Here is a 20,710-nt window from a genome sequence, read left to right on the forward strand (position 1 = left end):
CCAGGACCGGTTCTGGTTCATGTGGGACGATCTGGTCCGCGGTGCCATCGGCGCGGTGGTGCTGGTGGACACCCGCCGGCTGGCGGACTGCTTCCCGGCGGTGGACTACTTCGAGAACAGCGGGCTGCCCTTCGTGGTCGCCCTCAACGGCTTCGACGGCCACCAGCCGTACTCGCCGGACGAGGTGCGCGAGGCGCTCCAGCTCGGCCAGGACACGCCCATCATCATCACCGACGCGCGGCACCGCGCCGAGGCCAAGAGCACCCTGATCACCCTGGTCGAGCACGCGCTGATGGCCCGGCTGCGCTGACCGCGCGCCGCCGGCCGCCCGCCGCGCCGGGTGTGCGGCCCCGCATGTCCTGCCTGCCCGCCGGAGCGGCCGGCGGGCAGGTGCCGTCTCCGCCGCCGGCGGCGACCGTTACGCTGAGACATCAGCCACACCAGTCTCAGCGAAGAAGGGCAGCACACCCGGTGCGCATCGCCAGATTCTCCATCGACGGCACCGTCGGCTTCGGCGTGGTGGTCCCCGCCCCCGAGGGGGAGCCCGGCGCGGCCGGACCGGCCCCCGCGTCATCGACGACCGGCCTGGCCCTGGACATGATCAAGGGGCACCCCTTCGGGGACTTCGACCGCTCCGGCAAGCTGGTGCCGATGGACCAGGTGCGGCTGCTGCCGCCGGTCCTGCCCAGCAAGGTGGTCGCGGTGGGCCGCAACTACGCCGAGCACGCGCGGGAGCTGGGCAACGAGGTGCCCGAGGTGCCGGTGGTCTTCTTCAAGCCCTCCACCTCGGTGATCGGCCCGGGGGACGAGATCGTCTACCCGTCGTTCTCCACCGAGGTGCACCACGAGGCCGAGCTGGCCGTGGTCATCGGCCGGCTCTGCAAGGACGTGCCCCGGGAGCGCGCGGCCGAGGTGATCCTCGGCTACACCTGCGCCAACGACGTCACCGCGCGGGACGTCCAGCGCGCCGAGGACCAGTGGGCGCGGGCCAAGGGCTTCGACTCCTCCTGCCCGCTGGGCCCCTGGGTGGAGACCGAGCTCGACCCGTCGGACCTGGCGATGATCTGCACGGTCAACGGCGAGCAGCGGCAGCTCGGCCGCACCGGCGAGATGGTCCGGGATGTCGCCGACCTCATCGTGCACATCACCGCGGCCATGACCCTGCTGCCGGGAGACGTCATCCTCACCGGCACTCCCGCGGGCGTCGGCCCGCTCCATGTCGGCGACGAGGTCGCCGTCACCATCGAAGGCATCGGCACACTCACCAACAAGGTGGCCACGCGTGACTAGCCCCTCCGTCCCCTCCTCCCCGTCCGCGCCGTCCGGGCCGTCCCGCCCGGTGCGGGTGCGGTTCTGCCCGTCCCCGACCGGCAACCCGCACGTCGGACTGGTCCGCACCGCCCTGTTCAACTGGGCGTTCGCCCGGCACCACGGCGGCACCCTGGTCTTCCGGATCGAGGACACCGACGCGGCCCGGGACACCGAGGAGTCCTACCACCAGCTCCTGGACGCCCTGCGCTGGCTCGGCCTCGACTGGGACGAGGGCCCGGAGACCGGCGGCCCGCACGCCCCCTACCGGCAGTCCCAGCGGATGGACATCTACCGGGACGTGGCCGCCCGCCTGCTGGACGCCGGCCACGCCTACCACTGCTACTGCACCCAGGAGGAGCTGGACCGCCGCCGCGAGGTGGCCCGCGCGGCCGGCCGCCCCTCCGGCTACGACGGCCGCTGCCGCAGCCTCACCGAGCAGGAGATCGCCGGCTTCCTGGCCGAGGGCCGCACCCCCATCGTGCGGTTCCGCATGCCGGACGAGCCCGTCACCTTCACCGACCTGGTGCGCGGCGAGCTGACCTTCGCCCCGGAGAACGTCACCGACTACGGCATTGTCCGGGCCAATGGCGCCCCGCTGTACACCCTGGTCAACCCGGTGGACGACGCGCTGATGAACATCACGCACGTGCTCCGCGGCGAGGACCTGCTCTCCTCCACGCCCCGTCAGATCGCGCTCTACCACGCGCTGTCGGAGATCGGCGTGGGCAGCGGCGCCGTCCCGGAGTTCGGCCACCTGCCGTATGTGATGGGGCAGGGCAACAAGAAGCTCTCCAAGCGGGAGCCGGAGTCCTCGCTCAACATCTACCGGGAGCGCGGCTTCCTGCCCGAGGGCCTGCTCAACTACCTCGCCCTGCTGGGCTGGTCCATCGCCGAGGACCGGGACATCTTCACCATGGCGGAGATGACCGCCGCGTTCGACATCCACGCGGTCAACGCCAACCCGGCGCGCTTCGACCTGAAGAAGTGCGAGGCCATCAACGCCGTGCACATCCGGGAGCTACCGGTGGAGGAGTTCACCGAGCGCTGCGGCCCCTGGCTGGCCGCGCCGCACGCCCCCTGGAAGCCGGAGGCGTTCGACCCGGCGGCGTTCGCCGCCCTGGCCCCGCTGGCCCAGACCCGGGTGACCGTGCTCTCCGAGATCACCGACAACGTCGACTTCCTCTTCCTGGACGAGCCGGTCTTCCACGAGCCGTCCTGGACCAAGGCGATGAAGCCCGGTGCCGAGGAGCTGCTGCGCACCGCGCGCGCCCGGCTGCTGGCGGCCGAGTGGAACGCCGAACAGCTCAAGGCCGCGGTGCTCGCCGCAGGCGAGGAACACGGCCTCAAGCTGGGCAAGGCCCAGGCCCCGGTGCGGGTGGCGGTCACCGGCCGCACCGTGGGCCTGCCGCTGTTCGAGTCCCTGGAGGTCCTCGGCCGGGAGCGCACCATCGCCCGCATCGAGGCCGCGCTGGCCCGCCTCACCCCGTCCTGAGCGCGCCGGCGCCGGGACCGGCGAGGGGGGAGCGCGGGGAGCGCCGGCCGTCTGTCCCGACCGTGCCGGGCCCCCTCGCCATGCCCTGCCCGTCACCTCCCCGGGTACGGCGGTGCGGCCGGTGCCACCGGCCGCACCCCGGGCCCCGCTCCCGGACTCCCGGCGGTTCCCCCGCGGCCCGGCTACCCGCGACCGCGGGCCACCGCCTCGCGCACCGCGGGGGCCACCTCCGCCGCGAAGCGGTGCGTCTGGCGCACCGGATCGCCCGCCGGGCCGAAGAGGAAGCCGTCCATCCCGTGCACCAGTGCCAGTTCGGTCAGCTCGGCCACCCACTGCTCCACCGGCCCGTGCAGAAATCCCTCCGAGGGGCCGTCCGTGATCGTGCCGAAGAGGTTGTACAGGCGCCGCACGGCCCGCGGCTCCCGCCCCGCCCCGGCCGCCGCCTCGTCGATCCGTGCGTGGAGCCCGGGCAGCCGCTCCGGCGGTGCCCAGGGGCTGGACGGCAGCCAGCCGTCCGCCACCCGCCCGCACAGCGCCAGCGTGCGCGGCCCGCCCACGCCCAGCCAGAGCTGGATCTCGTGGGCCGGCTTCGGCCCGGGCTTCACCCCGGCCAGCCGGAAGTGCTCCCCGGAGTACCGCACCGAGCGCTCCTCGGACCACATCAGCCGGATGACCTCGATGGCCTCCTCCAGCGCCCGGTACGCCTCGCCGGGCGTCCGCCGCGGCCCGCCCATGGCCTGCACGGCCTCCCAGAACGAGCCGGCGCCCAGGCCCAGTTCGAACCGGCCGCCGGACAGCACGTCGAGGCTGGCCGCCGCCTTGGCCATCAGGGCCGGAGGGCGCAGCGGCAGGTTCGCCACGTCGGGGAAGACCCGCACCCGCTGCGTCCCGGCCAGCACCGCGCCCATCAGCGTCCAGGTGTCCAGATGGCGCCGCTGGTACGGATGGTCCTGGATGCCGACCAGCTCCAGCCCTTCCCGGTCGGCGATCCGCGCCATCGACAGGGCCTCCGGCAGTTTCTCCGCCGACGGCTCCGGAAACACCCCGAACTCGACCACACGCCCGTAATCCATGTCCCCACCCTAGGCACCGCGGCCCCTGTTCCCGCCCCGCCACACGACGCGCGGCCCGGCGCTGCACCGGCCGCACCGGACACCGGATTCCGCGGCCGGTGCCCACGCCGGAAGGCTCACAGGACCAGGTGCATGATGTGGAGGCCGATGTAGCCCTCGGTGGGGTGGCGGAAGCCGCCGGGGAGGGTGCCGGTGATCTCGAAGCCGAGGGAGCGGTAGAGCCGGATGGCGTGGACATTGGTCTCCACCACCGCGTTGAACTGCATGATGCGGTAGCCGGCCGAGCGTGCCCACGCCAGGGAGTCCTCGCACAGCGCCCGGCCGACGCCCCGGCCCGCGTGTGCCGGGTCGACCATGTAGCCGGCATTGGCGACGTGCGAGCCCGGGCCCTGGTGGTTGCGGTTCATCCTGGCCGTGCCGAGCACCGTGCCGGCCTCGTCGACGGCGACCACCGTGCGGAACGGGGGCCGCTGCATCCAGGAGGCGCGGGCGTCGGCCTCGCCCAGGTCCGGCGGATACGTGTAGGTGTCCCCGGCCGCGACGATCTTGTGGAAGACCGGCCAGATGGCGGGCCAGTCGTCGGCGGTGGCTTCTCTGATCAGCATGGTTCCCAGCATCGCCGGGTCCGCCCCGCCGCAGCCACCCGGTTTTCCCGGGCGATCACGAAGCGGCCGGAAGGAGGGCGGACAACCGGGCCCGGGCCGCGTCAGGCGGTGGGGGGCGGGTCCTGCGGGGACGGTGACGGGGGTGCGTCCAGGACGCGGTCGTCGCGGTGGGCGCCGTAGAACTCGCACTGGCCGGCCATGACCGTGCGCATCGGGATGTCCCGGGGGAGGCCGTAGACGGTGCCGGGGAAGTCGAGGTCCCGCTGCACCTGCCACAGCTCCTCGTGCTGGTCCGGGGAGAACAGCCGGGCCGGATCGCCCGCCGCGATCCAGCCGATCGGCACCACCGCGCCGGCCGCCAGCCGGGAGTTCACCATGAGCACGCTGTTGATCCGCAGCTCGGACCGGGTTCCGGCGGTGGCGCCGGGGAAGATCGAGACGCCGGTGGCGACGAACACCTCGTTCTCCACGGTGGCGCCGTTGACATGCGCGTGCGGGCCGACGAGCACGGCGTCACCGAGCGTTGCCGGGTGTCCGGCGCGCCCGCGGACCAGGGCGTTCTCCATGACGACCACGTCCGAGCCGGTGGTCACCTCGCCGTCCTCGGCCGTCAGCACCGCGCCGTGCAGCACCCGGGCCCGCTCGCCCAGCGTGACCGCGCCGCAGAGCACGGCCGTGGGGGCCACATAGGCGGACTCGGGTACGACGGGTTTTCGGCCGCGGTGTTCGATCAACATGCTTTCGAGACTAAGCGCTGAGCGCGGACGGGCATCCGCTGAGCGCGGTGGGCGGGAAGATCACCGGGAAGATCTCGTTTTGGAGCACGGCCCGCGATCAGGTAATGTTCTTCCCGTCGCCGACGGAACGGGAGAGCAAACCCGGTCCCCGGAGGCGGACGCCGAGCGAAACCCCAGCTCAGGGGGTTGAGTTCCGGTGGGCTATGGTGTAATTGGCAGCACGACTGATTCTGGCTCAGTTAGTCTAGGTTCGAGTCCTGGTAGCCCAGCGTGATCTCCTCTTGGTGAGAGATCGAAAGCCCCCGTTGTGTAGCGGCCTAGCACGCTGCCCTCTCAAGGCAGTAGCGCCGGTTCGAATCCGGTCGGGGGTACGTGACCCACAGTGGTCATGCTGGAGCCCCCGTTGTGTAGCGGCCTAGCACGCCGCCCTCTCAAGGCGGTAGCGCCGGTTCGAATCCGGTCGGGGGTACTCGGCAGACATCACAGGCCCCGCGCTCTGCAGGCGCGGGGCCTGTGCCGTGTCCCGGGCCGGGTCACGGCCGGAGGCCGAGGCGGTCCGCGGCCCGCTCGCCGCGCCGGCCCACCGGGATCGCGCCGGTGGCCTCGGCCAGGCCGAACGGCGGCATGTTGACGTAGACGGACTCGTACGCCCCGGCCGGCACGACATAGGTCTCGTGCCAGAACCCCACCCGGTCCCGGCCCGCCCTGAGCGCCCGGTTGAACGCCGCCCACGCCGGGCGGTGGGCCCTGTCCGGGGCGGAGGCGTAGGCCAGCAGCTTCTCGTGCGAGGACCAGTACTGCACCAGGCAGATGATGCGCGGGCCGCCGTACAGCAGGCGGAAGCCGAGCAGTCCGCTCTCCGGGTCCCCGGACAGCTCCTTGAGCATCCGGGGCATCGCCCGGAAGACCGGCAGCCAGGTGCGCAGCCGCCAGAAGCTGTTGATCCGCATGCCGATGAGGAAGACCGTCACCTCTCCCTCGGAGCCGGCCGTCATCCGTCCCTTGATGATCGTGCTGCTCATGGTGGACCCCCTGAAGCGTGTCGCCCTGTGTCGCCACTCATTGGAGAGTGGCACTATCCATGATTGGATAGTGCCACTCTCCAATGGGCCGCGCAAGCGGCCGTCGACGAAGGGGGCGGCGAGGATGCGACTGGCCGAGCTGAGCCGGCGCGGCGGAGTGTCCGTGGCGACGGTCAAGTACTACCTGCGGGAAGGGCTGCTGCCGCCCGGGGAGCGGGTCACCGCCACCCAGGCCGAGTACGGCGAGGAGCACCTGCGCAGGCTGCGCCTGGTCCGGGCGCTGGTGCAGGTGGGCGGGGTGCCGGTGGCGCGGGCCCGCGCGGTGCTGCGGGCGGTGGACGACGCGGGGGAGGACCGGCACGCCCGGCTGGGCGCGGCGGTGTGGGCGCTGCCGCACGGACCGGAGCCGGACGAGGAGGACCCGGTCACCGCCCGGGCCCGGGAACGGGCAGCGGAGCTGCTGGCCAGGCTGGGCTGGGCGGACTGCGGCACCCCCGGAGGCATCCCCGGGGCCACCGCCGCACGCGCCGCCGAACGCGCCGCCGAACGCGCCGCCGAAGGCACTGCGGAGCGCACCGCCGGAGGCGCCGAGGGGCCGCCGCACCGGATGCTGGTCACCTCGATCGCGGCGCTGCTGCGGCTGGGCTATCCCTGCGGGACGGAGCAGCTGCTGCCCTATGGCGAACTGGCCGCCCGGCTCGCCGTCCACGACCTGGACGTGATGGAGCGGTTCGAGGCCGGCACCTCCCAGGTGGAGGCGGCGGTGGCGCTCACCGTGCTGTACGAGCCGGTGCTGCTCGCGCTGCGCCGCCTGGCACACGCCGCCGAGTCGGAGCGCCGCTACGCGCAGGCGCCGCCCGGGTGCGGTCCGGTCAGCCGCCCTGGCGGGGAAGCGGCCCGCTGAAGACCACCATCTGGTCGATGCGTACGTCCCTGAGGTGCACCATGTCGGTGCCCTCCAGAACGGTCGCGCCCGAGGCGTCGCGGTAGGCCCAGCCGTAACGGGCCCACTCGCCCGGGGCGTCCACCGCCGTGGTGCGCACGATCCGGCCCGGGCCGCGCGGATGGCCGCGCAGGGAATTCATGAACCCCTCGACGGACAGCAGTCCCTCGGTGCGGCCCAGCGGCCCCCAGAAGAGCACGTCCGGGGTGAATGCCTGGAGGAGCAGATCCGTCATGCGTTCTTCGGTGCGGGCGTTGAAGGCGGCGTGGAAGATGTCCACCGCTTCCTGGGCTGGATTCTCCGGCATCGCTCCACGCTAGCAGGGCTGCTGTGCCCCCGGAGCGGTCCGCGCAGCGGTGCCCGGACCGGTCCGGGCACCGCTGCGCGGACCGGTCAGCCGGGGCCGCGCTTGAGCGCCTCCGTCAGCCGGGCGGCGGCCTCCAGCAGGGCCTGGGCGTGCATCCGGCCCGGGTGGCGGGTGAGGCGTTCGATGGGGCCGGAGACGGACACCGCCGCCACCACGCGGTTGGACGGGCCGCGTACCGGGGCCGAGACCGAGGCCACGCCCGGCTCCCGTTCGCCCACCGACTGCGCCCAGCCGCGCCGCCGCACGCCCGACAGCGCGGTGGCGGTGAAGCGGGCGCCCTGGAGTCCGGCGTGCAGCCGCTCGGGCTCCTCCCAGGCCATCAGCACCTGGGCCGCCGAGCCGGCCTTCATCGGCAGGGTGGAGCCCACCGGGACGGTGTCCCGCAGGCCGGAGAGCCGTTCCGCGGCGGCCACGCAGATCCGCATGTCCCCCTGGCGGCGATAGAGCTGCGCGCTCTCCCCCGTGACATCGCGCAGATGCGCCAGCACCGGACCGGCGGCGGCCAGCAGCCGGTCCTCGCCCGCGGCCGCGGCGAGCTCCGCCAGCCGCGGTCCGAGCACAAAGCGTCCCTGCATGTCGCGGGCGAGCAGCCGGTGGTGCTCCAGCGCGACGGCCATCCGGTGAGCCGTCGGCCGGGCCAGGCCGGTCGCCGCGACGAGTCCTGCCAGAGTGGCCGGTCCGGACTCCAGCGCGCTGAGTACGAGGGCTGCCTTGTCGAGCACCCCCACGCCGCTGGAGCCGCCACTGTTCGTGTCCATGCGTCGATACTCGCGTCTCACACTGTGAAACGCAAGTTCCTTTTTGCCGAGAAGGCGACACCCTGGCTGTGGCGGTCCGCACGGCACCGGCAGCCGGCACGGCGCCGGCCGGCGGTGCACGGGGAGCGGACGGCGGCCCCGGACCGCCCGGCCGGTCCGGCGGGTCCCGGCGGCGGCCACAGCCGGCGCGGGACCCCTCGGGGACCGAGGCATATCCCAACTCGACGAGGTGAGGCCCGGCGACGCTGCTGGGCCGGAGGGAAAGCGATGGGACGGACACTCGCGGAGAAGGTCTGGGACGATCATGTCGTCCGGCGCGCCGAGGGCGAGCCCGATCTGCTCTATATCGATCTCCATCTGCTGCACGAGGTGACCAGCCCGCAGGCGTTCGACGGCCTGCGCAAGAACGGTCGCACGGTGCGGCGCACGGATCTGACCATCGCCACCGAGGACCACAACACCCCCACGATCGACATCGACAAGCCGATCGCCGACCCGGTCTCCCGCACCCAGCTGGAGACGCTGCGCAAGAACTGCGCGGACTTCGGTGTCCGGCTGCACCCGCTGGGCGACACCGAGCAGGGCGTGGTGCACGTGGTGGGCCCCCAGCTCGGCCTGACCCAGCCCGGCATGACGGTGGTCTGCGGCGACAGCCACACCTCCACCCACGGCGCCTTCGGCGCGCTGGCCTTCGGCATCGGCACCAGCCAGGTCGAGCACGTGCTGGCCACCCAGACGCTGCCCATGGCCCCCTTCAGGACCATGGCGATCACCGTGCGCGGCGAACTCCCCGCCGACGTCACCGCCAAGGACCTCATCCTGGCCGTCATCGCCCGGATCGGCACCGGCGGCGGCCAGGGGTATGTGATCGAGTACCGGGGCGAGGCCATCGAGAAGCTCTCGATGGAGGCCCGGATGACCATCTGCAACATGTCCATCGAGGCGGGCGCCCGGGCCGGCATGATCGCGCCGGACGAGACCACCTTCGCCTACCTCAAGGGCCGCCCGCACGCCCCGGCCGGCGCCGACTGGGACGCCGCGGTGGAGTACTGGAAGACGCTGCGCACCGACGAGGACGCGGTCTTCGACCACGAGGTGGTCGTCGACGCGGGCGAGCTGGCCCCCTTCGTCACCTGGGGCACCAACCCGGGCCAGGGCGCGCCGCTGTCCGCCGCCGTGCCCGACCCGGCCTCCTTCGCCGATCCCAGCGAGCGGCTGGCGGCCGAGAAGGCCCTGGAGTACATGGGCCTGTCCGCCGGCACGCCGCTGCGCGAGGTCGCGGTGGACACCGTCTTCGTCGGCTCCTGCACCAACGGCCGGATCGAGGACCTGCGCAACGCCGCCGCCGTGCTGCGCGGCCGGAAGGTCGCCGACGGGGTGCGGATGCTGGTGGTCCCCGGCTCGGTACGGGTGGCGCTCCAGGCCGTGGAGGAGGGCCTGGACACGGTCTTCAAGGAGGCCGGCGCCGAGTGGCGGCACGCGGGCTGTTCGATGTGTCTGGGCATGAACCCGGACCAGCTCCGGCCCGGCGAGCGCTCCGCCTCCACCTCCAACCGCAACTTCGAGGGACGGCAGGGCAAGGGCGGACGCACCCACCTGGTCTCGCCGCAGGTGGCCGCGGCCACCGCGGTGCTGGGCCACCTGGCCTCCCCGGCCGATCTGTCCGATGCCGCCGTCGCCACCCCCGCGGGAGTCTGAACCGTCATGGAAGCCTTCACCACGCACACCGGCCGGGCCGTTCCGCTGCGCCGCAGCAATGTGGACACCGACCAGATCATCCCCGCCCACTGGCTCAAGAAGGTCACCCGGGACGGATTCGAGGACGGGCTGTTCGAGGCCTGGCGCAAGGACCCGGAGTTCGTGCTGAACCGGCCCGAGCGGCAGGGCGCCACGGTGCTGGTGGCCGGCCCCGACTTCGGCACCGGCTCCTCCCGTGAGCACGCGGTCTGGGCGCTGCAGAACTACGGCTTCAAGACCGTGATCTCCTCCCGCTTCGCCGACATCTTCCGGGGCAACTCGCTCAAGAACGGACTGCTCACCGTGGTGCTGCCGCAGCCGGTGGTGGACGGCCTGTGGGCGCTGACCGAGGCCGACCCGCAGGTGGCGGTCACCGTCGACCTGGTGGAGCGCAAGGTGACCGCCGGGGAGGGCGAGCGGCGTGTCGAGGCCCCCTTCGACCTGGACGAGAACGCACGCTGGCGGCTGCTGGAGGGGCTGGACGACATCAGCCTCACCCTGCGCCACGAGGACGACATCGCGGCCTACGAGAGCGGACGCCCGGCCTTCAAGCCGCGGACTCTGCTGGTCTGAGAGCCGCCGCCCCGCGGCCGGCTCCGCCCGCCGCACCCCGGTCACGCCGGCGCGGAACCGTACGGTTCCGCGCCGGCGTGACCCGTTGGGCGCCGTCGCGGGCAGCGACGCGCCGAACGGAGCAGCCTGAAACGGCGATTTCCGGCCACCCGGAGACGGCCGGGCTCTTCCCGCCGGGCCCGCGCACCGCCGCTGAGCTGCCCCTGAACCCCTCGTCGAATCAGGCGAATTACGCACTGTGCCCCCTGCCATCCGGTGGGGGGCACACGCGTATGGTGAGTCGTTGGGGCGCAACCGGGCGACAACTCACCCCTGATGGCACAATTGGTGCATGGAACGCGACGGTCAACTCCAGCTCTACGACCTCGTCGCCGCCCGGCTGAAAGAAGCCCACGAGCGGGTGCGCACGCTGGATGTTCCCGAGGACGTGCGGCGGGCCCTGGCCCACCGGCTGCTGGTCATCACGGCCGCCGCCAAGCAGGACCTGGGCGGCGCCGCCCGGCGGCTGGAGCAGCTGATGGACGGCATCGACCGGGAGGCCGGAGGGGAGGCCGGAGGGGAGGCCGGAACCGCCGCGCTTCCCGCGGAGGGCCGGCGGCCCCGCGCCCAGGACAACGAGAACAGTGAGGAGGGCGGTCGGGGCGACACCCGCGACGGGTCCGACGGCGCGGCGCGCGGTCGCCGCCGCGGGGGCGGCGGCGAACGGGCGCTGTGAGGGCCCAGTTCGTTGCGACACCAGGGTGATTCGTCCGTTTCATGTTTGATTTGCGGTATATATCTGCCTAGCGTGCGAAAAAGCTTGAGCACATTGGCGCAGTTCCATGCCAGTTCCATGCGCCCGGTCCCAGGCAGTCCGGGCTCATTCGTTCAGTAATGTTCCGAAGGGGAAGACGTGAACAAGGCACAGCTCGTCGAAGCGATTGCCGACAAGCTGGGCGGCCGGCAGCAGGCCGCACAGGCAGTCGACATCGTGCTCGATGCCATCATCAGGGCGGTGGTTGCCGGTGAGCGGGTGTCCGTGACCGGCTTCGGCTCGTTCGAGAAGGTCGAGCGGCCGGCCCGCTACGCGCGGAACCCGCAGACCGGTGAACGGGTGCGGGTCAAGAAGACCTCGGTGCCGCGCTTCCGTGCCGGGCAGGGCTTCAAGGACCTGGTGGCCGGGTCCAAGAAGCTCCCGAAGCACGACGTCGCGGTGAAGAAGGCCCCCAAGGGCAGCCTCTCCGGCGGCACCACGACCAAGAAGGCCGCCACCAAGAAGGCGGCCGCGAAGAAGACCACGGCGGCCAAGAAGACCACGGCCAAGAAGACCACGGCGGCGGGCACCAAGAAGGCCGCCGCGANCACGGCGGCGGGCACCAAGAAGGCCGCCGCGAAGAAGGCCCCGGCCCAGAAGGCCCCGGCCCAGAAGGCCGCGGCCAAGAAGTCCCCCGCCAAGAAGGCCGCGGCCAAGAAGGCTCCGGCGAAGAAGGCGACGGCCCGCAAGAGCCCCGCCAAGAAGGCCACGGCCCGGAGCCGGTGACGTGACCGTCCCGTCCATCAAGGCTGTGTGACCTGCATGTGCCGAGCCGCTAGGCTCAGTGCATGCAGGCCACCGCATACACCTTCGACGCAGGGACCGGCAGCGGCAGCGTACTGCTGGACGACGGCACCCCGATGGAGTTCGGGGCCGACGCCTTCCGGGCGGGCGGCCTGCGGCTGCTGCGCCCCGGCCAGCGGGTGCGCATCGAACTCGAGGGCGGCGACGACGGCCCGCGCCGCATCACCTGCGTGACGCTCCAGACCTTCTGAACGCTTCCCCGCCGTGCCCGCACACCGCGGCGGTGGTGTGCGGACCCACCCCCAGGGCAAGCGCCGCCCGAAGATCGTCCCCCGTGTCCACGTCCTGCCGGACGCCGGCCACGCCGGGCGGCGCCAGTTCCGCCGCACCCGAGGCCAGATGCCGGGCGCGTGAGCGCGGCCCGAAGGCCGGCTCCGGCTCCGCCCCCGGCGCCACCGCCAGCAGCGTGGTGCCGCTGCCCGCCGCATCCGGCACAAAGCTGCGGGCATGCCCGGCCGCGGCGCCCAGCACCCGGCCCAGCGCCTCCGGGCGCAGCGCGGGCAGATCCGCGTTGAGCACCGCCACCGGCGCGTGCACGCCCCCCGCTCCGGTCGGCCCGCCTCCCGCACGCACCGTGCGCACCCCGTGCACCACCGCCGCGTTCAGCCCCCGCCGCGGCGCGTCCGGCACCACCGTCACGCCGCCCAGAGCCCGCAGCCGTTCACCGGCCGTCATGTCGTCCGTGACCACCAGCACCCCGGCCACGTGCGGGCAGCGCAGCGCCGCCGTCACCGTGTCCAGGGCGAAGGCCAGGGCCAGCGCCGGGCGCAGCGCCTCCCCGGCCGCCGCCGCCAGCCGGCTCTTCGCCAGCCGCAGCGGCTTCAGCGGTACCACCAGCACCCATCCGTCACCTGCCTCGTGCACCGGGCCATTGTCCACGGCGCCCGCCGCCCGTCCGCTCACCCGGTACCCGGTACCCGGTACCCGGTACCCGGCACCGTACGTCCCGGTGCGCGGTGGTTAGGGTGCTGTGACCCCGGCGCGGCGGCGGCCGGCCGACCGCTGGACAGCCCGGGGACCCGGGGCGAGACTTGTGCGGCTGTCCGCAGCAGTACCGCCGCAGCAGCGCAAAAGGAGATGGTGTCCGAGTGTCCCGCCGCAGAATCGGCTTCTGGTACCGCTTTGCCGCAGCCGTCGTGAAACCCGTCCTCCGGGCCCTCTTCAGCCGGGACTGGAGAGGAATGGAAAACATTCCCGCCGACGGCGGATTCATCACGGTCGTCAATCACAACTCCTATCTGGACCCACTTTCCTACGCGCATTTCCAGTACAACACCGGCCGGGTGCCGCGCTTCCTGGCCAAAGAGGCCCTCTTCAAGAAAGGGCTGGTGGGCACCTTTATGCGCAACACCGGACAGATTCCCGTCTACCGGGAATCCAGCGACGCGGCCGGCGCCTTCCGGGCCGCCGTGGACGCCGTCCGGCGCGGCGAGTGCGTGGCCTTCTACCCGGAGGCCACGCTCACCCGGGACCCGGATCTGTGGCCGATGCAGGGCAAGACCGGTGCCGCCCGGGTCGCCCTGCTCAGCCGGGCCCCGGTCATCCCGGTCGCGCAATGGGGCGCGCATGCGGTGATGCCGCCCTACGCGAAGGAGAAACGCGTCAGGATCTTTCCGCGCAAAACCCTCACCGTGGTCGCCGGGCCGCCGATCGACTTCTCGGACCTCTACGATCTGGAACCGACCGTCGACGTGCTGCGGATGGCCACCGACCGCATCATGGACGCCATCACCGCACTGCTGGCCGAGGTGCGCGGGGAAACCCCGCCCGCCGAACGCCATGTGCACGACCGCCGGAACGGCCGGGGCGGCCGGGACGGCACGGCGGCAACGCCGGCTTCCGAAGGAGACAGTGAGTGACGCGGAGCGCGACGCGAGTGGCCGTCTACGGAACGGGCTCCTGGGGCACCGCCTTCGCCATGGTGCTGGCGGACGCCGGCTGCCGGGTGACCCTCTGGGGACGCCGTCCCGAGCTCGCCGCGGCGATCAACGAGACCCGGGTCAACCCGGACTATCTGCCGGGCGTCACCCTGCCCGCCGCGGTCACCGCCACCACCGACCCGGCCGAGGCGGCCCGGGACGCCGAGTTCGCCGTGCTCGTCGTCCCCTCGCAGACGCTGCGCGACAACCTCACCCACTGGGCCCCGCTGCTGCCCGCCGACACCGTCCTGGTGTCCCTGATGAAGGGCGTCGAGCTGGGCACGGCCAAGCGGATGAGCGAGGTCATCGAGGAGGTGGCCCGGGTGCCGGCGCGGCGGATCGCGGTGCTCTCCGGCCCCAACCTGGCCCGTGAGATCGCCGAGCGCCAGCCCGCCGCCTCGGTGGTGGCCTGCGCCGACGAGACCGTCGCCAAGCGGCTGCAAGCGGCTTGCCACACCCCCTACTTCCGGCCCTACACCAACACCGACGTGGTCGGCTGCGAGCTCGGCGGCGCCGTGAAGAACGTCATCGGGCTGGCGGTCGGCATCGCCGACGGCATGGGCCTGGGCGACAACGCCAAGGCGTCGCTGATCACCCGCGGACTGGCCGAGACCACCCGGCTGGGGCTGGCCATGGGCGCCGACCCGGCAACCTTCGCCGGACTGGCCGGACTGGGCGACCTCGTCGCCACCTGCTCCTCGCCGCTCTCCCGCAACCACACCTTCGGCACCAACCTGGGCAGGGGCATGACCCTGGAGGAGACCATCGCGGTCACCCGGCAGACCGCGGAGGGCGTCAAGTCCTGCCTGTCGGTGCTGGATCTGGCCCGCCGGCACGGAGTGGAGATGCCCATCACCGAGACCGTGGTCGGCATCGTGCACCGCGGCACCCCGCCCCTGGTGGCGCTGAAGGAGCTGATGTCGCGCAGCGCCAAGGCCGAGGGCCACTGAGCCACTGAGCCACTGAGCCGCCCGCGCCTTCCCGCCGGGCGCCGCACGCCCCGCTCCGCACACCGGTGCGCTCCGGCCGGGGCGGCCCGGCCACGGCAACCCGGGGGCCCGGAGGCGGGGACGGCGGGGACGGCGGCGGAGACGGCGGCGGGGACCGGAAATCCCGCCGGGAACCCGGACCGACCGGGGAGGCTGCTTACCGTCCCCCGCTACGTTCGGTAGCCTCAGAGCGATATGAGCAGTCAGTCCACACCTCAGAATCCCAAGCCGCGTGTCGCCGTCATCTTCGGCGGACGCAGCTCCGAGCACGCCATCTCGGTGGTCACCGCCGGTGCCGTGCTGCGTGCCATCGACCGCGAGCGGTACGAGGTGCTGCCCATCGGCATCACCGCGGACGGCCGCTGGGCGCTGACCGCCGACGATCCCGACCGGATGGCCATCACCGACCGGTCCCTGCCGGACGTGCGGCAGCTCGCCGACAACGACAACGGCGGCGTCATGCTGCCGATCGCGGCCGGCAGCCGGGAGGTCATCTACACCGAGCCCGGATCGGTGCCCAAGGTGCTCGGCGAGGTCGACGTCGTCTTCCCCGTACTGCACGGCCCCTACGGCGAGGACGGCACCATCCAGGGCCTGCTGGAGCTCTCCGGCGTGCCCTATGTCGGCTCCGGGGTGCTGGCCTCCGCGGTCGGCATGGACAAGGAGTACATGAAGCGGGTCTTCGCCTCCTGCGGCCTGGCCGTGGGCCCGTACCGGGTGGTGCGTCCCCGCGAGTGGCGGCGCGAGCCGGAGCGGGTGCGCGCGGAGCTGCTGGACTTCGCCGCCGAGCACGGCTGGCCGCTGTTCGTGAAGCCCGCCCGGGGCGGCTCCTCCATGGGCATCAGCAAGGCCCGGGGGCCGGAGGAGCTGGACCGTGCCCTGGCCGAGGCCCGCCGGCACGACCCCAAGGTGATCGTGGAGGCGCTGCTGCGCGGCCGTGAGATCGAATGCGGGGTGCTGGAGTTCGAGGACGGGCCGCGGGCCAGCGTGCCGGCCGAGATCCCGGCCGACGGCGAGCACGACTTCTACGACTTCGAGGCAAAGTACATCGACTCCACCGAGGGCATCGTGCCCGCGCCGCTGAGCCCGGAGCAGACGGCCGAGGTGCAGCGGCTGGCGGTGCAGGCGTTCGACGCCGCCTCCTGCGAGGGGCTGGTGCGCGCCGACTTCTTCCTCACCGAGGACGGCCGGTTCGTCATCAACGAGATCAACACCATGCCGGGCTTCACGCCGATCTCCATGTACCCGCGGATGTGGCAGGAGAGCGGGGTCGGCTACCCGGAACTGATCGACCGCCTGGTGCAGGCGGCGCTCCGCCGCGACACCGGCCTGCGCTGACCCCGCGGGCGGGGGCCGGCCGCCGCCCGCGGGAGCGTCCGGCCCCGGCCGTGCGGCTCAGCCCCCGGAGCCGTGCTCGTGGCCCGGGCCCGCCGCTTCCTCCGCAGGCTCCGCGCGCTCCGTGTGCTCCGTGTGCTCCGCGTCTTCCACGTCTGCGTCCGTGTCCGCGTCCGACGCGGTCTCCGGGGACGGGGACTCCTCGGTGCCGTAGTAGCTCTCCCACAGCGGGTCGAGAGGGATGTGCGCGGCCACCGGAGCGGCGAGGTCCACCAGCACCGAGATCTCCGGAGCCAGTTCGTCGGCCACCGTCACCTCCACCCACACCGTGCGCTCGGTGGTGGTGAACCGGTAGCCGTCCGGACGCTCCTCGGCCAGCCAGGCCACGTCGTTCACCACCACCGCCTCGGCCGACGGATCGTACGTCCGGTCCGCCGGATCGAGCTTGGCCGGCCGGTCCACTCCGCACCGCAGGGTGATGGACGGAGCCCCCCAGACGGCGGCATACTCCGTCTCCTCGGAGAGGGGCCGGCGCGGCTGCTCCTCGATCCGCTCCGGCAGCGCCGCGTGCAGCGACCGGCACGCCCGGGCGGCCTCCCCCCGAGGAGCGGGAGGCTCCGGCTCGGGCAGGCCCGCAGAGGAGGTACAGGCGACCGGGCCCGCCACCGTCAGCAGCACCAGCGCGGCGGCGGCCGGCGCGGCCCGGCGTACGGCGAAGCACTTCACCGGGCGAGCATACGAGGAATCAGAGATGGACCACCGGGCAGGTCAGGGTGCGGGTGATCCCGGGCACCCGCTGTACCTCGGCGACCACCAGCCGTCCCAGTTCGTCCACCGTCTCCGCCTCGGCGCGGACGATGACGTCGTACGGCCCGGTGACGTCGTCGGCCTTGATCACGCCGGAGATCTTCGCGATGACGTCGGCGACCGCGGACGCCCTTCCCACCTCGGTCTGAATCAGGATGTACGCCTGTACCACAGGTCCTCCAGGGCGGCTTCGAGGATCGGGGCGCTACCGTAGCGCGTCATGACGGGCGGCCGGGAGCCGTTGGCACTCCGTACCACCAGGTTGACGGATCCGGACGACGCCGACACCCGGGGGCGGGCCGCCGTACACCCGCGGCGGAAGATGGGCGAGGATCACCTGTGACCGGCGAGACGAGGGAGAGCTGAGTGAAGGGCACCGTGGGGGAGCTCGGGGAGTTCGGCCTGATCAGGGAGCTGACGGCCCGGATCACCAGCGCACCGGCCGTGCGGCTCGGCCCCGGGGACGACGCCGCCGTGGTCGCGGCCCCGGACCGGCGGGTGGTGGCCACCACCGATGTGCTGCTGGAGGGGCGGCACTTCCGCCGCGACTGGTCCACCGCCTACGACGTGGGACGCAAGGCCGCGGCGCAGAACCTCGCCGACATCGCCGCGATGGGCGCGGTGCCCAGCGCCGTGCTGCTGGGCCTGGTGGTGCCCGCGGAGCTGGCCGCCACCTGGCCGGTGGAGCTGATGGACGGCATCCGGGACGAGTGCCAGGTGGCCGGCGCCGGGGTGGCCGGCGGCGACGTGGTGCGCGGCGAGACCATCACGGTCTCCATCACGGCACTGGGTGACCTCAAGGGGCGGGAGGCGGTCACCCGGGCCGGCGCCCGGCCCGGTGACCTGGTGGCGGTGGTCGGCTGGCTCGGCTGGTCGGCCGCCGGGCACGCGGTGCTCTCCCGGGGGTTCCGCTCGCCGCGGGCCTTTGTGGAGGCGCACCGGCGGCCGGAGCCGCCGTACGCGGCCGGGCCGCTCGCCGCCGACCTCGGGGCCACCGCCATGACGGACGTGAGCGACGGTCTGATCGCCGACCTCGGGCACATCGCCGGCGCCAGCAAGGTGCGGATCAACATCCGCTCCGCCGCCCTGGACGTGCCGGCGCAGATGTCCGACATCGGCAGCGCGGTGGGGGTGGACCCGCTGCACTGGGTGCTGACCGGCGGCGAGGACCACGCCATCGTGGCGACCTTCCCGGCCGGCACCAAACTGCCCGCCCGCTGGCGGGTGATCGGCGAGGTGCAGATGGTCTCCACCCTGCCCCGGGTCACCGTCGACGACGCCCCCTGGGACAAGGCCGCCGGCTGGGACCACTTCTCCGCCACCGGCTGAGAGGCGCCCGCACGGCGCCTCCGAGGGCGGCGCCGGGGCGGTCCCGGCCGGCGGGTGGGACCGGTGACCGGGTGGGGACGGCGCCGGTGCGGGCGGCTAACGTCTGGGGCATGGACATACCGCCGCGTGTGCTCACCGTCGCCGGCTCGGATTCCGGCGGCGGCGCCGGCATCCAGGCCGACCTCAAGACCATGCTCGCGCTCGGCGCGCACGGCATGAGCGTCATCACCGCCGTCACCGCGCAGAACTCGCAGGGCGTGCAGGGCGCCTGGGAGCTGCCCGCCGAAGCGGTGGTCCGCCAGTTCCGCAGCGTGGTCGACGACATCGGCGTGCAGGCGGTCAAGACCGGCATGCTCGCCTCGGCGGAACTGGTGGAGACGGTCGCCGCGCTGCTGCGCCCGCTCCGGGTTCCGGTGGTGGTGGACCCGGTGGGCGTCTCCAAGCACGGTGATCCGCTGCTCGCCCCCGACGCCCTGGACGCGGTCCGCCGGCTGCTGCTGCCGGTGGCCACCGTCGCCACCCCCAATCTCGATGAGGTGGCGCAGCTCACCGGCGTGCGGGTGACCGGCGAGCAGGATCTGCGGAGCGCCGCCGAGGCGGTGCTCGCGCTCGGCCCGCGCTGGGCCCTGATCAAGGGCGGCCACCTGCCCGGCGGGGGCACCGGGGACGGCGTCCCGGCCGAGGCGGTGGATCTTCTCACCGACGGCAGCGCCGAACACTGGCTGCGCGCGCCCCGCCAGGACAACCGGCACACCCACGGCACCGGGTGCACCCTGGCCGCCGCGACCGCCTCCCACCTGGCCGCCGGCCGGAGCGTTCCGGAGGCGGTGGCCGCGGCCAAGGAGTACGTCACCGGGGCGCTGGCCGCCGGCTTCCCGCTCGGCTCGGGCATCGGCCCGGTACGGCACGGCTACGCCATCGCGCCGCCGCGCCGGTCCGCCGGCCGTCCCTCGACACCGGGCCCGCGGCCCGGCCGCGGCCAGGACCGCCCCGGCCGTGGCGTCTGACCATTCCCGGGGCGGCGGACACGCGGCGGACACGCCAGAAGCCGGTCCGCCATGCGGCGGACCGGCTCACACGTGCGTCGGCGCCCGGGACCCGGGCGCGGAGACCCGCGCCGGGGGCCGTCACCCGCTCAGCGGGTGACCTTGCCGGCCTTGATGCAGGAAGTGCAGGCGTTGACGCGCTTCGGCGTCCCGTTGACCACGGCACGCACCCGCTGGATGTTGGGGTTCCAACGGCGGGGGGTGCGGCGGTGCGAGTGGGAGATACGGTTGCCGAAGCCCGGCCCCTTGCCGCAGACGTCGCAGTTGGCAGCCACGGGTCACTCCAAAGACGGGTCAGCCCCACATCAGCGGGGAGACGAAGAATTTCGTACGTATCCCGGCCGGTGGGCATCCGGGGCGGTCTGCGCGCTGCGCAGCGCGGCCCGATGCGGAAGGCCGGGGAATTCACGCCCGACAGTGGTCGGGCAACCGGAGCATCGTACCGCGGCGCTCCCCCATCAGGAAAACCGGGCCCTCCGCACCGGCTGCGCGGGCCCGGCGCCCGGGCCGCGGGCGAGCCGTTAGGCTGCCAAGGTCCCCCCGCCGAGCCGCCGAGGAGGTCCGTCGTGCCGCCGCAACCGCTGAACGCCGACGCGGTACGGCGCTGGTGCCGGTTCGCCCTCGACGCCCTGGGCCGGGCCCGCGAGGAGATCGACGCCATCAACGTCTACCCGGTCGCCGACGGGGACACCGGCACCAATCTGTACCTCACCGTCGAATCCGCCGCCCAGGCCGTGGAGGCGGCGGCCGCCGCCGGTCCCAGCCTGGCCCAGGCGTCCCGCGCCATGGCGCACGGAGCGCTGATCGGCGCCCGCGGCAACTCCGGCACCATCCTGGCCCAGCTGCTGCGCGGCATGGCCGAGTCCTTCGCCGAGCGTGACGGGCCCGCGGACGCCGGGACACTGCGCCGCGCCCTGGACCGGGCGGCCTCCTCGGCGTACCAGGCGGTGGCCCACCCGGTGGAGGGCACCATGCTCACCGTGGCCGCGGCCGCCGCCGAGGCCGCCCGGGCCGCCGGGACGGCCGGCGCGGATGCCCCGGGCGAGCGGCGGGTGGCCGAGGTGCTGGCC

24 protein-coding genes, 3 tRNA genes and 1 pseudogene are annotated in these 20,710 nt (G+C 73.3%); 18 read left to right on the forward strand and 10 right to left on the reverse strand.

Annotated features, from left to right (window positions below):
• The 3 genes from GQS09_RS18150 to gltX all read left to right on the forward strand — a co-directional run.
• Window positions 1–310: ATP/GTP-binding protein (locus GQS09_RS18150; protein WP_207957979.1), on the forward strand; the 310-nt coding region annotated here is incomplete at its 5' end.
• A 161-nt stretch (window positions 311–471) separates the two neighbouring features.
• Window positions 472–1,290, forward strand: coding sequence for a fumarylacetoacetate hydrolase family protein (locus tag GQS09_RS18155; RefSeq protein ID WP_165987533.1), 819 nt, complete (start codon window positions 472–474; stop codon window positions 1,288–1,290).
• Window positions 1,283–2,803 carry a glutamate--tRNA ligase gene (gene gltX, locus GQS09_RS18160; RefSeq protein WP_313896201.1) on the forward strand — a complete coding sequence of 507 codons (1,521 nt, stop codon included), beginning with the start codon at window positions 1,283–1,285 and terminating at the stop codon, window positions 2,801–2,803. Before GQS09_RS18155 ends, gltX begins: the two co-directional genes overlap by 8 nt.
• 182 nt (window positions 2,804–2,985) lie before the next feature.
• Here the strand turns inward: gltX and GQS09_RS18165 are convergent, their stop codons facing one another.
• The 3 genes from GQS09_RS18165 to GQS09_RS18175 form a co-directional block, all read right to left on the reverse strand.
• Window positions 2,986–3,876, reverse strand: coding sequence for an LLM class flavin-dependent oxidoreductase (locus GQS09_RS18165; RefSeq protein WP_165987538.1), 891 nt, complete (start codon window positions 3,874–3,876; stop codon window positions 2,986–2,988).
• A 116-nt stretch (window positions 3,877–3,992) separates the two neighbouring features.
• Window positions 3,993–4,481: a GNAT family N-acetyltransferase gene (locus GQS09_RS18170; protein ID WP_165987540.1), complete on the reverse strand. Its 489-nt coding sequence runs from the start codon at window positions 4,479–4,481 to the stop codon at window positions 3,993–3,995.
• A 101-nt stretch (window positions 4,482–4,582) separates the two neighbouring features.
• The gene (locus GQS09_RS18175) at window positions 4,583–5,218 is read right to left on the reverse strand and encodes a gamma carbonic anhydrase family protein (protein ID WP_165987542.1); all 636 of its coding nucleotides are present in this window, start codon (window positions 5,216–5,218) and stop codon (window positions 4,583–4,585) included.
• A 197-nt stretch (window positions 5,219–5,415) separates the two neighbouring features.
• On the opposite strand from GQS09_RS18175, the gene GQS09_RS18180 reads away from it, so the two are divergent.
• The 3 genes from GQS09_RS18180 to GQS09_RS18190 all read left to right on the forward strand — a co-directional run bounded on the left by GQS09_RS18180 (window position 5,416) and on the right by GQS09_RS18190 (window position 5,687).
• A tRNA-Gln gene (locus GQS09_RS18180) sits at window positions 5,416–5,487 on the forward strand.
• A 29-nt stretch (window positions 5,488–5,516) separates the two neighbouring features.
• A tRNA-Glu gene (locus GQS09_RS18185) sits at window positions 5,517–5,589 on the forward strand.
• A 25-nt stretch (window positions 5,590–5,614) separates the two neighbouring features.
• Window positions 5,615–5,687: transfer RNA gene (locus tag GQS09_RS18190), tRNA-Glu, on the forward strand.
• A 64-nt stretch (window positions 5,688–5,751) separates the two neighbouring features.
• On the opposite strand, the gene GQS09_RS18195 is transcribed toward GQS09_RS18190, so the two are convergent.
• Window positions 5,752–6,240: a DUF4188 domain-containing protein gene (locus GQS09_RS18195; protein ID WP_207957981.1), complete on the reverse strand. Its 489-nt coding sequence runs from the start codon at window positions 6,238–6,240 to the stop codon at window positions 5,752–5,754.
• 124 nt (window positions 6,241–6,364) lie between these two features.
• On the opposite strand from GQS09_RS18195, the gene GQS09_RS18200 reads away from it, so the two are divergent.
• On the forward strand, window positions 6,365–7,144 hold the full coding sequence (locus tag GQS09_RS18200; protein WP_165987544.1) for a MerR family transcriptional regulator: 780 nt from the start codon (window positions 6,365–6,367) through the stop codon (window positions 7,142–7,144).
• Here GQS09_RS18200 and GQS09_RS18205 read toward each other — a convergent pair.
• Both GQS09_RS18205 and GQS09_RS18210 read right to left on the reverse strand, forming a co-directional pair.
• Window positions 7,113–7,490 (reverse strand): nuclear transport factor 2 family protein, encoded by a 378-nt coding sequence (locus GQS09_RS18205; protein ID WP_165987545.1) that lies wholly within the window; start codon window positions 7,488–7,490, stop codon window positions 7,113–7,115. The two genes, GQS09_RS18200 and GQS09_RS18205, sit on opposite strands and share 32 nt — an antisense overlap.
• An 86-nt stretch (window positions 7,491–7,576) precedes the next feature.
• Entirely contained in the window at window positions 7,577–8,308 is a 732-nt protein-coding gene (locus tag GQS09_RS18210; protein WP_165987547.1) for an IclR family transcriptional regulator, read from the reverse strand.
• 267 nt (window positions 8,309–8,575) lie between these two features.
• Between GQS09_RS18210 and leuC the strand changes: the two genes are divergently transcribed.
• From leuC to GQS09_RS18235, 5 genes and pseudogenes are all read left to right on the forward strand, one after another.
• Window positions 8,576–10,006, forward strand: coding sequence for a 3-isopropylmalate dehydratase large subunit (gene leuC, locus GQS09_RS18215; RefSeq protein WP_165987549.1), 1,431 nt, complete (start codon window positions 8,576–8,578; stop codon window positions 10,004–10,006).
• Window positions 10,007–10,012: 6 nt separating this feature from the next.
• Complete coding sequence (leuD, locus tag GQS09_RS18220; RefSeq protein ID WP_165987551.1) at window positions 10,013–10,618, forward strand: 3-isopropylmalate dehydratase small subunit; 606 nt, start codon at window positions 10,013–10,015, stop codon at window positions 10,616–10,618.
• 331 nt (window positions 10,619–10,949) lie between these two features.
• Window positions 10,950–11,150: pseudogene (locus GQS09_RS18225) on the forward strand (hypothetical protein); the annotation flags it as partial.
• Window positions 11,151–11,510: 360 nt separating this feature from the next.
• The gene (locus GQS09_RS18230) at window positions 11,511–12,137 is read left to right on the forward strand and encodes an HU family DNA-binding protein (protein WP_165987552.1); all 627 of its coding nucleotides are present in this window, start codon (window positions 11,511–11,513) and stop codon (window positions 12,135–12,137) included.
• Window positions 12,138–12,199: 62 nt separating this feature from the next.
• On the forward strand, window positions 12,200–12,406 hold the full coding sequence (locus GQS09_RS18235; protein ID WP_165987555.1) for a cold-shock protein: 207 nt from the start codon (window positions 12,200–12,202) through the stop codon (window positions 12,404–12,406).
• On the opposite strand, the gene cofC is transcribed toward GQS09_RS18235, so the two are convergent.
• Window positions 12,378–13,079, reverse strand: a complete 702-nt coding sequence (gene cofC / locus GQS09_RS18240; RefSeq protein ID WP_313896202.1) for a 2-phospho-L-lactate guanylyltransferase — start codon at window positions 13,077–13,079, stop codon at window positions 12,378–12,380. The two genes, GQS09_RS18235 and cofC, sit on opposite strands and share 29 nt — an antisense overlap.
• 224 nt (window positions 13,080–13,303) lie before the next feature.
• Between cofC and GQS09_RS18245 the strand changes: the two genes are divergently transcribed.
• The 3 genes from GQS09_RS18245 (at window position 13,304) to GQS09_RS18255 (ending at window position 16,461) form a co-directional block, all read left to right on the forward strand.
• Complete coding sequence (locus GQS09_RS18245) at window positions 13,304–14,074, forward strand: 1-acyl-sn-glycerol-3-phosphate acyltransferase (RefSeq protein ID WP_165987557.1); 771 nt, start codon at window positions 13,304–13,306, stop codon at window positions 14,072–14,074.
• Complete coding sequence (locus GQS09_RS18250) at window positions 14,071–15,084, forward strand: NAD(P)H-dependent glycerol-3-phosphate dehydrogenase (protein ID WP_165987559.1); 1,014 nt, start codon at window positions 14,071–14,073, stop codon at window positions 15,082–15,084. The genes GQS09_RS18245 and GQS09_RS18250 overlap by 4 nt, the downstream gene beginning before the upstream one ends.
• 234 nt (window positions 15,085–15,318) lie before the next feature.
• Window positions 15,319–16,461: a D-alanine--D-alanine ligase family protein gene (locus GQS09_RS18255; RefSeq protein WP_165987561.1), complete on the forward strand. Its 1,143-nt coding sequence runs from the start codon at window positions 15,319–15,321 to the stop codon at window positions 16,459–16,461.
• Between the two features lie 57 nt (window positions 16,462–16,518).
• Here the strand turns inward: GQS09_RS18255 and GQS09_RS18260 are convergent, their stop codons facing one another.
• Entirely contained in the window at window positions 16,519–17,184 is a 666-nt protein-coding gene (locus GQS09_RS18260) for a DUF3515 domain-containing protein (protein ID WP_165987563.1), read from the reverse strand.
• Between the two features lie 19 nt (window positions 17,185–17,203).
• Complete coding sequence (locus GQS09_RS18265; RefSeq protein WP_165987565.1) at window positions 17,204–17,437, reverse strand: Lrp/AsnC family transcriptional regulator; 234 nt, start codon at window positions 17,435–17,437, stop codon at window positions 17,204–17,206.
• A gap of 194 nt (window positions 17,438–17,631) precedes the next feature.
• Between GQS09_RS18265 and GQS09_RS18270 the strand changes: the two genes are divergently transcribed.
• Both GQS09_RS18270 and thiD read left to right on the forward strand, forming a co-directional pair.
• Window positions 17,632–18,594: a thiamine-phosphate kinase gene (locus GQS09_RS18270; RefSeq protein ID WP_165987567.1), complete on the forward strand. Its 963-nt coding sequence runs from the start codon at window positions 17,632–17,634 to the stop codon at window positions 18,592–18,594.
• 110 nt (window positions 18,595–18,704) lie between these two features.
• Window positions 18,705–19,601, forward strand: a complete 897-nt coding sequence (gene thiD / locus GQS09_RS18275; RefSeq protein ID WP_165987569.1) for a bifunctional hydroxymethylpyrimidine kinase/phosphomethylpyrimidine kinase — start codon at window positions 18,705–18,707, stop codon at window positions 19,599–19,601.
• 128 nt (window positions 19,602–19,729) lie between these two features.
• Here the strand turns inward: thiD and rpmB are convergent, their stop codons facing one another.
• The gene (rpmB, locus tag GQS09_RS18280) at window positions 19,730–19,915 is read right to left on the reverse strand and encodes a 50S ribosomal protein L28 (protein WP_093839506.1); all 186 of its coding nucleotides are present in this window, start codon (window positions 19,913–19,915) and stop codon (window positions 19,730–19,732) included.
• Window positions 19,916–20,206: 291 nt separating this feature from the next.
• Here rpmB and GQS09_RS18285 point away from each other — a divergent pair.
• A partial coding sequence (locus GQS09_RS18285) for a DAK2 domain-containing protein (RefSeq protein WP_165987571.1) occupies window positions 20,207–20,710 on the forward strand: 504 nt, incomplete at its 3' end.

It is taken from the genome of Streptomyces sp. YIM 98790 (genome assembly GCF_011421595.1).
Taxonomy (GTDB): domain Bacteria; phylum Actinomycetota; class Actinomycetes; order Streptomycetales; family Streptomycetaceae; genus Streptomyces.

What these genes read in the sequence shown, in the direction of transcription:
- GQS09_RS18205 (WP_165987545.1), bottom strand. Translation starts at nt 7,490, where the DNA reads ATGCCGGAGAATCCAGCCCAGGAAGCGGTGGACATCTTCCACGCCGCC.
- GQS09_RS18200 (WP_165987544.1), top strand. Translation starts at nt 6,365, where the DNA reads ATGCGACTGGCCGAGCTGAGCCGGCGCGGCGGAGTGTCCGTGGCGACG.
- GQS09_RS18235 (WP_165987555.1), top strand. Translation starts at nt 12,200, where the DNA reads ATGCAGGCCACCGCATACACCTTCGACGCAGGGACCGGCAGCGGCAGC.
- leuD (WP_165987551.1), top strand. Translation starts at nt 10,013, where the DNA reads ATGGAAGCCTTCACCACGCACACCGGCCGGGCCGTTCCGCTGCGCCGC.
- GQS09_RS18165 (WP_165987538.1), bottom strand. Translation starts at nt 3,876, where the DNA reads ATGGATTACGGGCGTGTGGTCGAGTTCGGGGTGTTTCCGGAGCCGTCG.
- GQS09_RS18255 (WP_165987561.1), top strand. Translation starts at nt 15,319, where the DNA reads ATGAGCAGTCAGTCCACACCTCAGAATCCCAAGCCGCGTGTCGCCGTC.
- GQS09_RS18170 (WP_165987540.1), bottom strand. Translation starts at nt 4,481, where the DNA reads ATGCTGATCAGAGAAGCCACCGCCGACGACTGGCCCGCCATCTGGCCG.
- GQS09_RS18195 (WP_207957981.1), bottom strand. Translation starts at nt 6,240, where the DNA reads ATGAGCAGCACGATCATCAAGGGACGGATGACGGCCGGCTCCGAGGGA.
- GQS09_RS18175 (WP_165987542.1), bottom strand. Translation starts at nt 5,218, where the DNA reads ATGTTGATCGAACACCGCGGCCGAAAACCCGTCGTACCCGAGTCCGCC.
- GQS09_RS18210 (WP_165987547.1), bottom strand. Translation starts at nt 8,308, where the DNA reads ATGGACACGAACAGTGGCGGCTCCAGCGGCGTGGGGGTGCTCGACAAG.
- leuC (WP_165987549.1), top strand. Translation starts at nt 8,576, where the DNA reads ATGGGACGGACACTCGCGGAGAAGGTCTGGGACGATCATGTCGTCCGG.
- thiD (WP_165987569.1), top strand. Translation starts at nt 18,705, where the DNA reads ATGGACATACCGCCGCGTGTGCTCACCGTCGCCGGCTCGGATTCCGGC.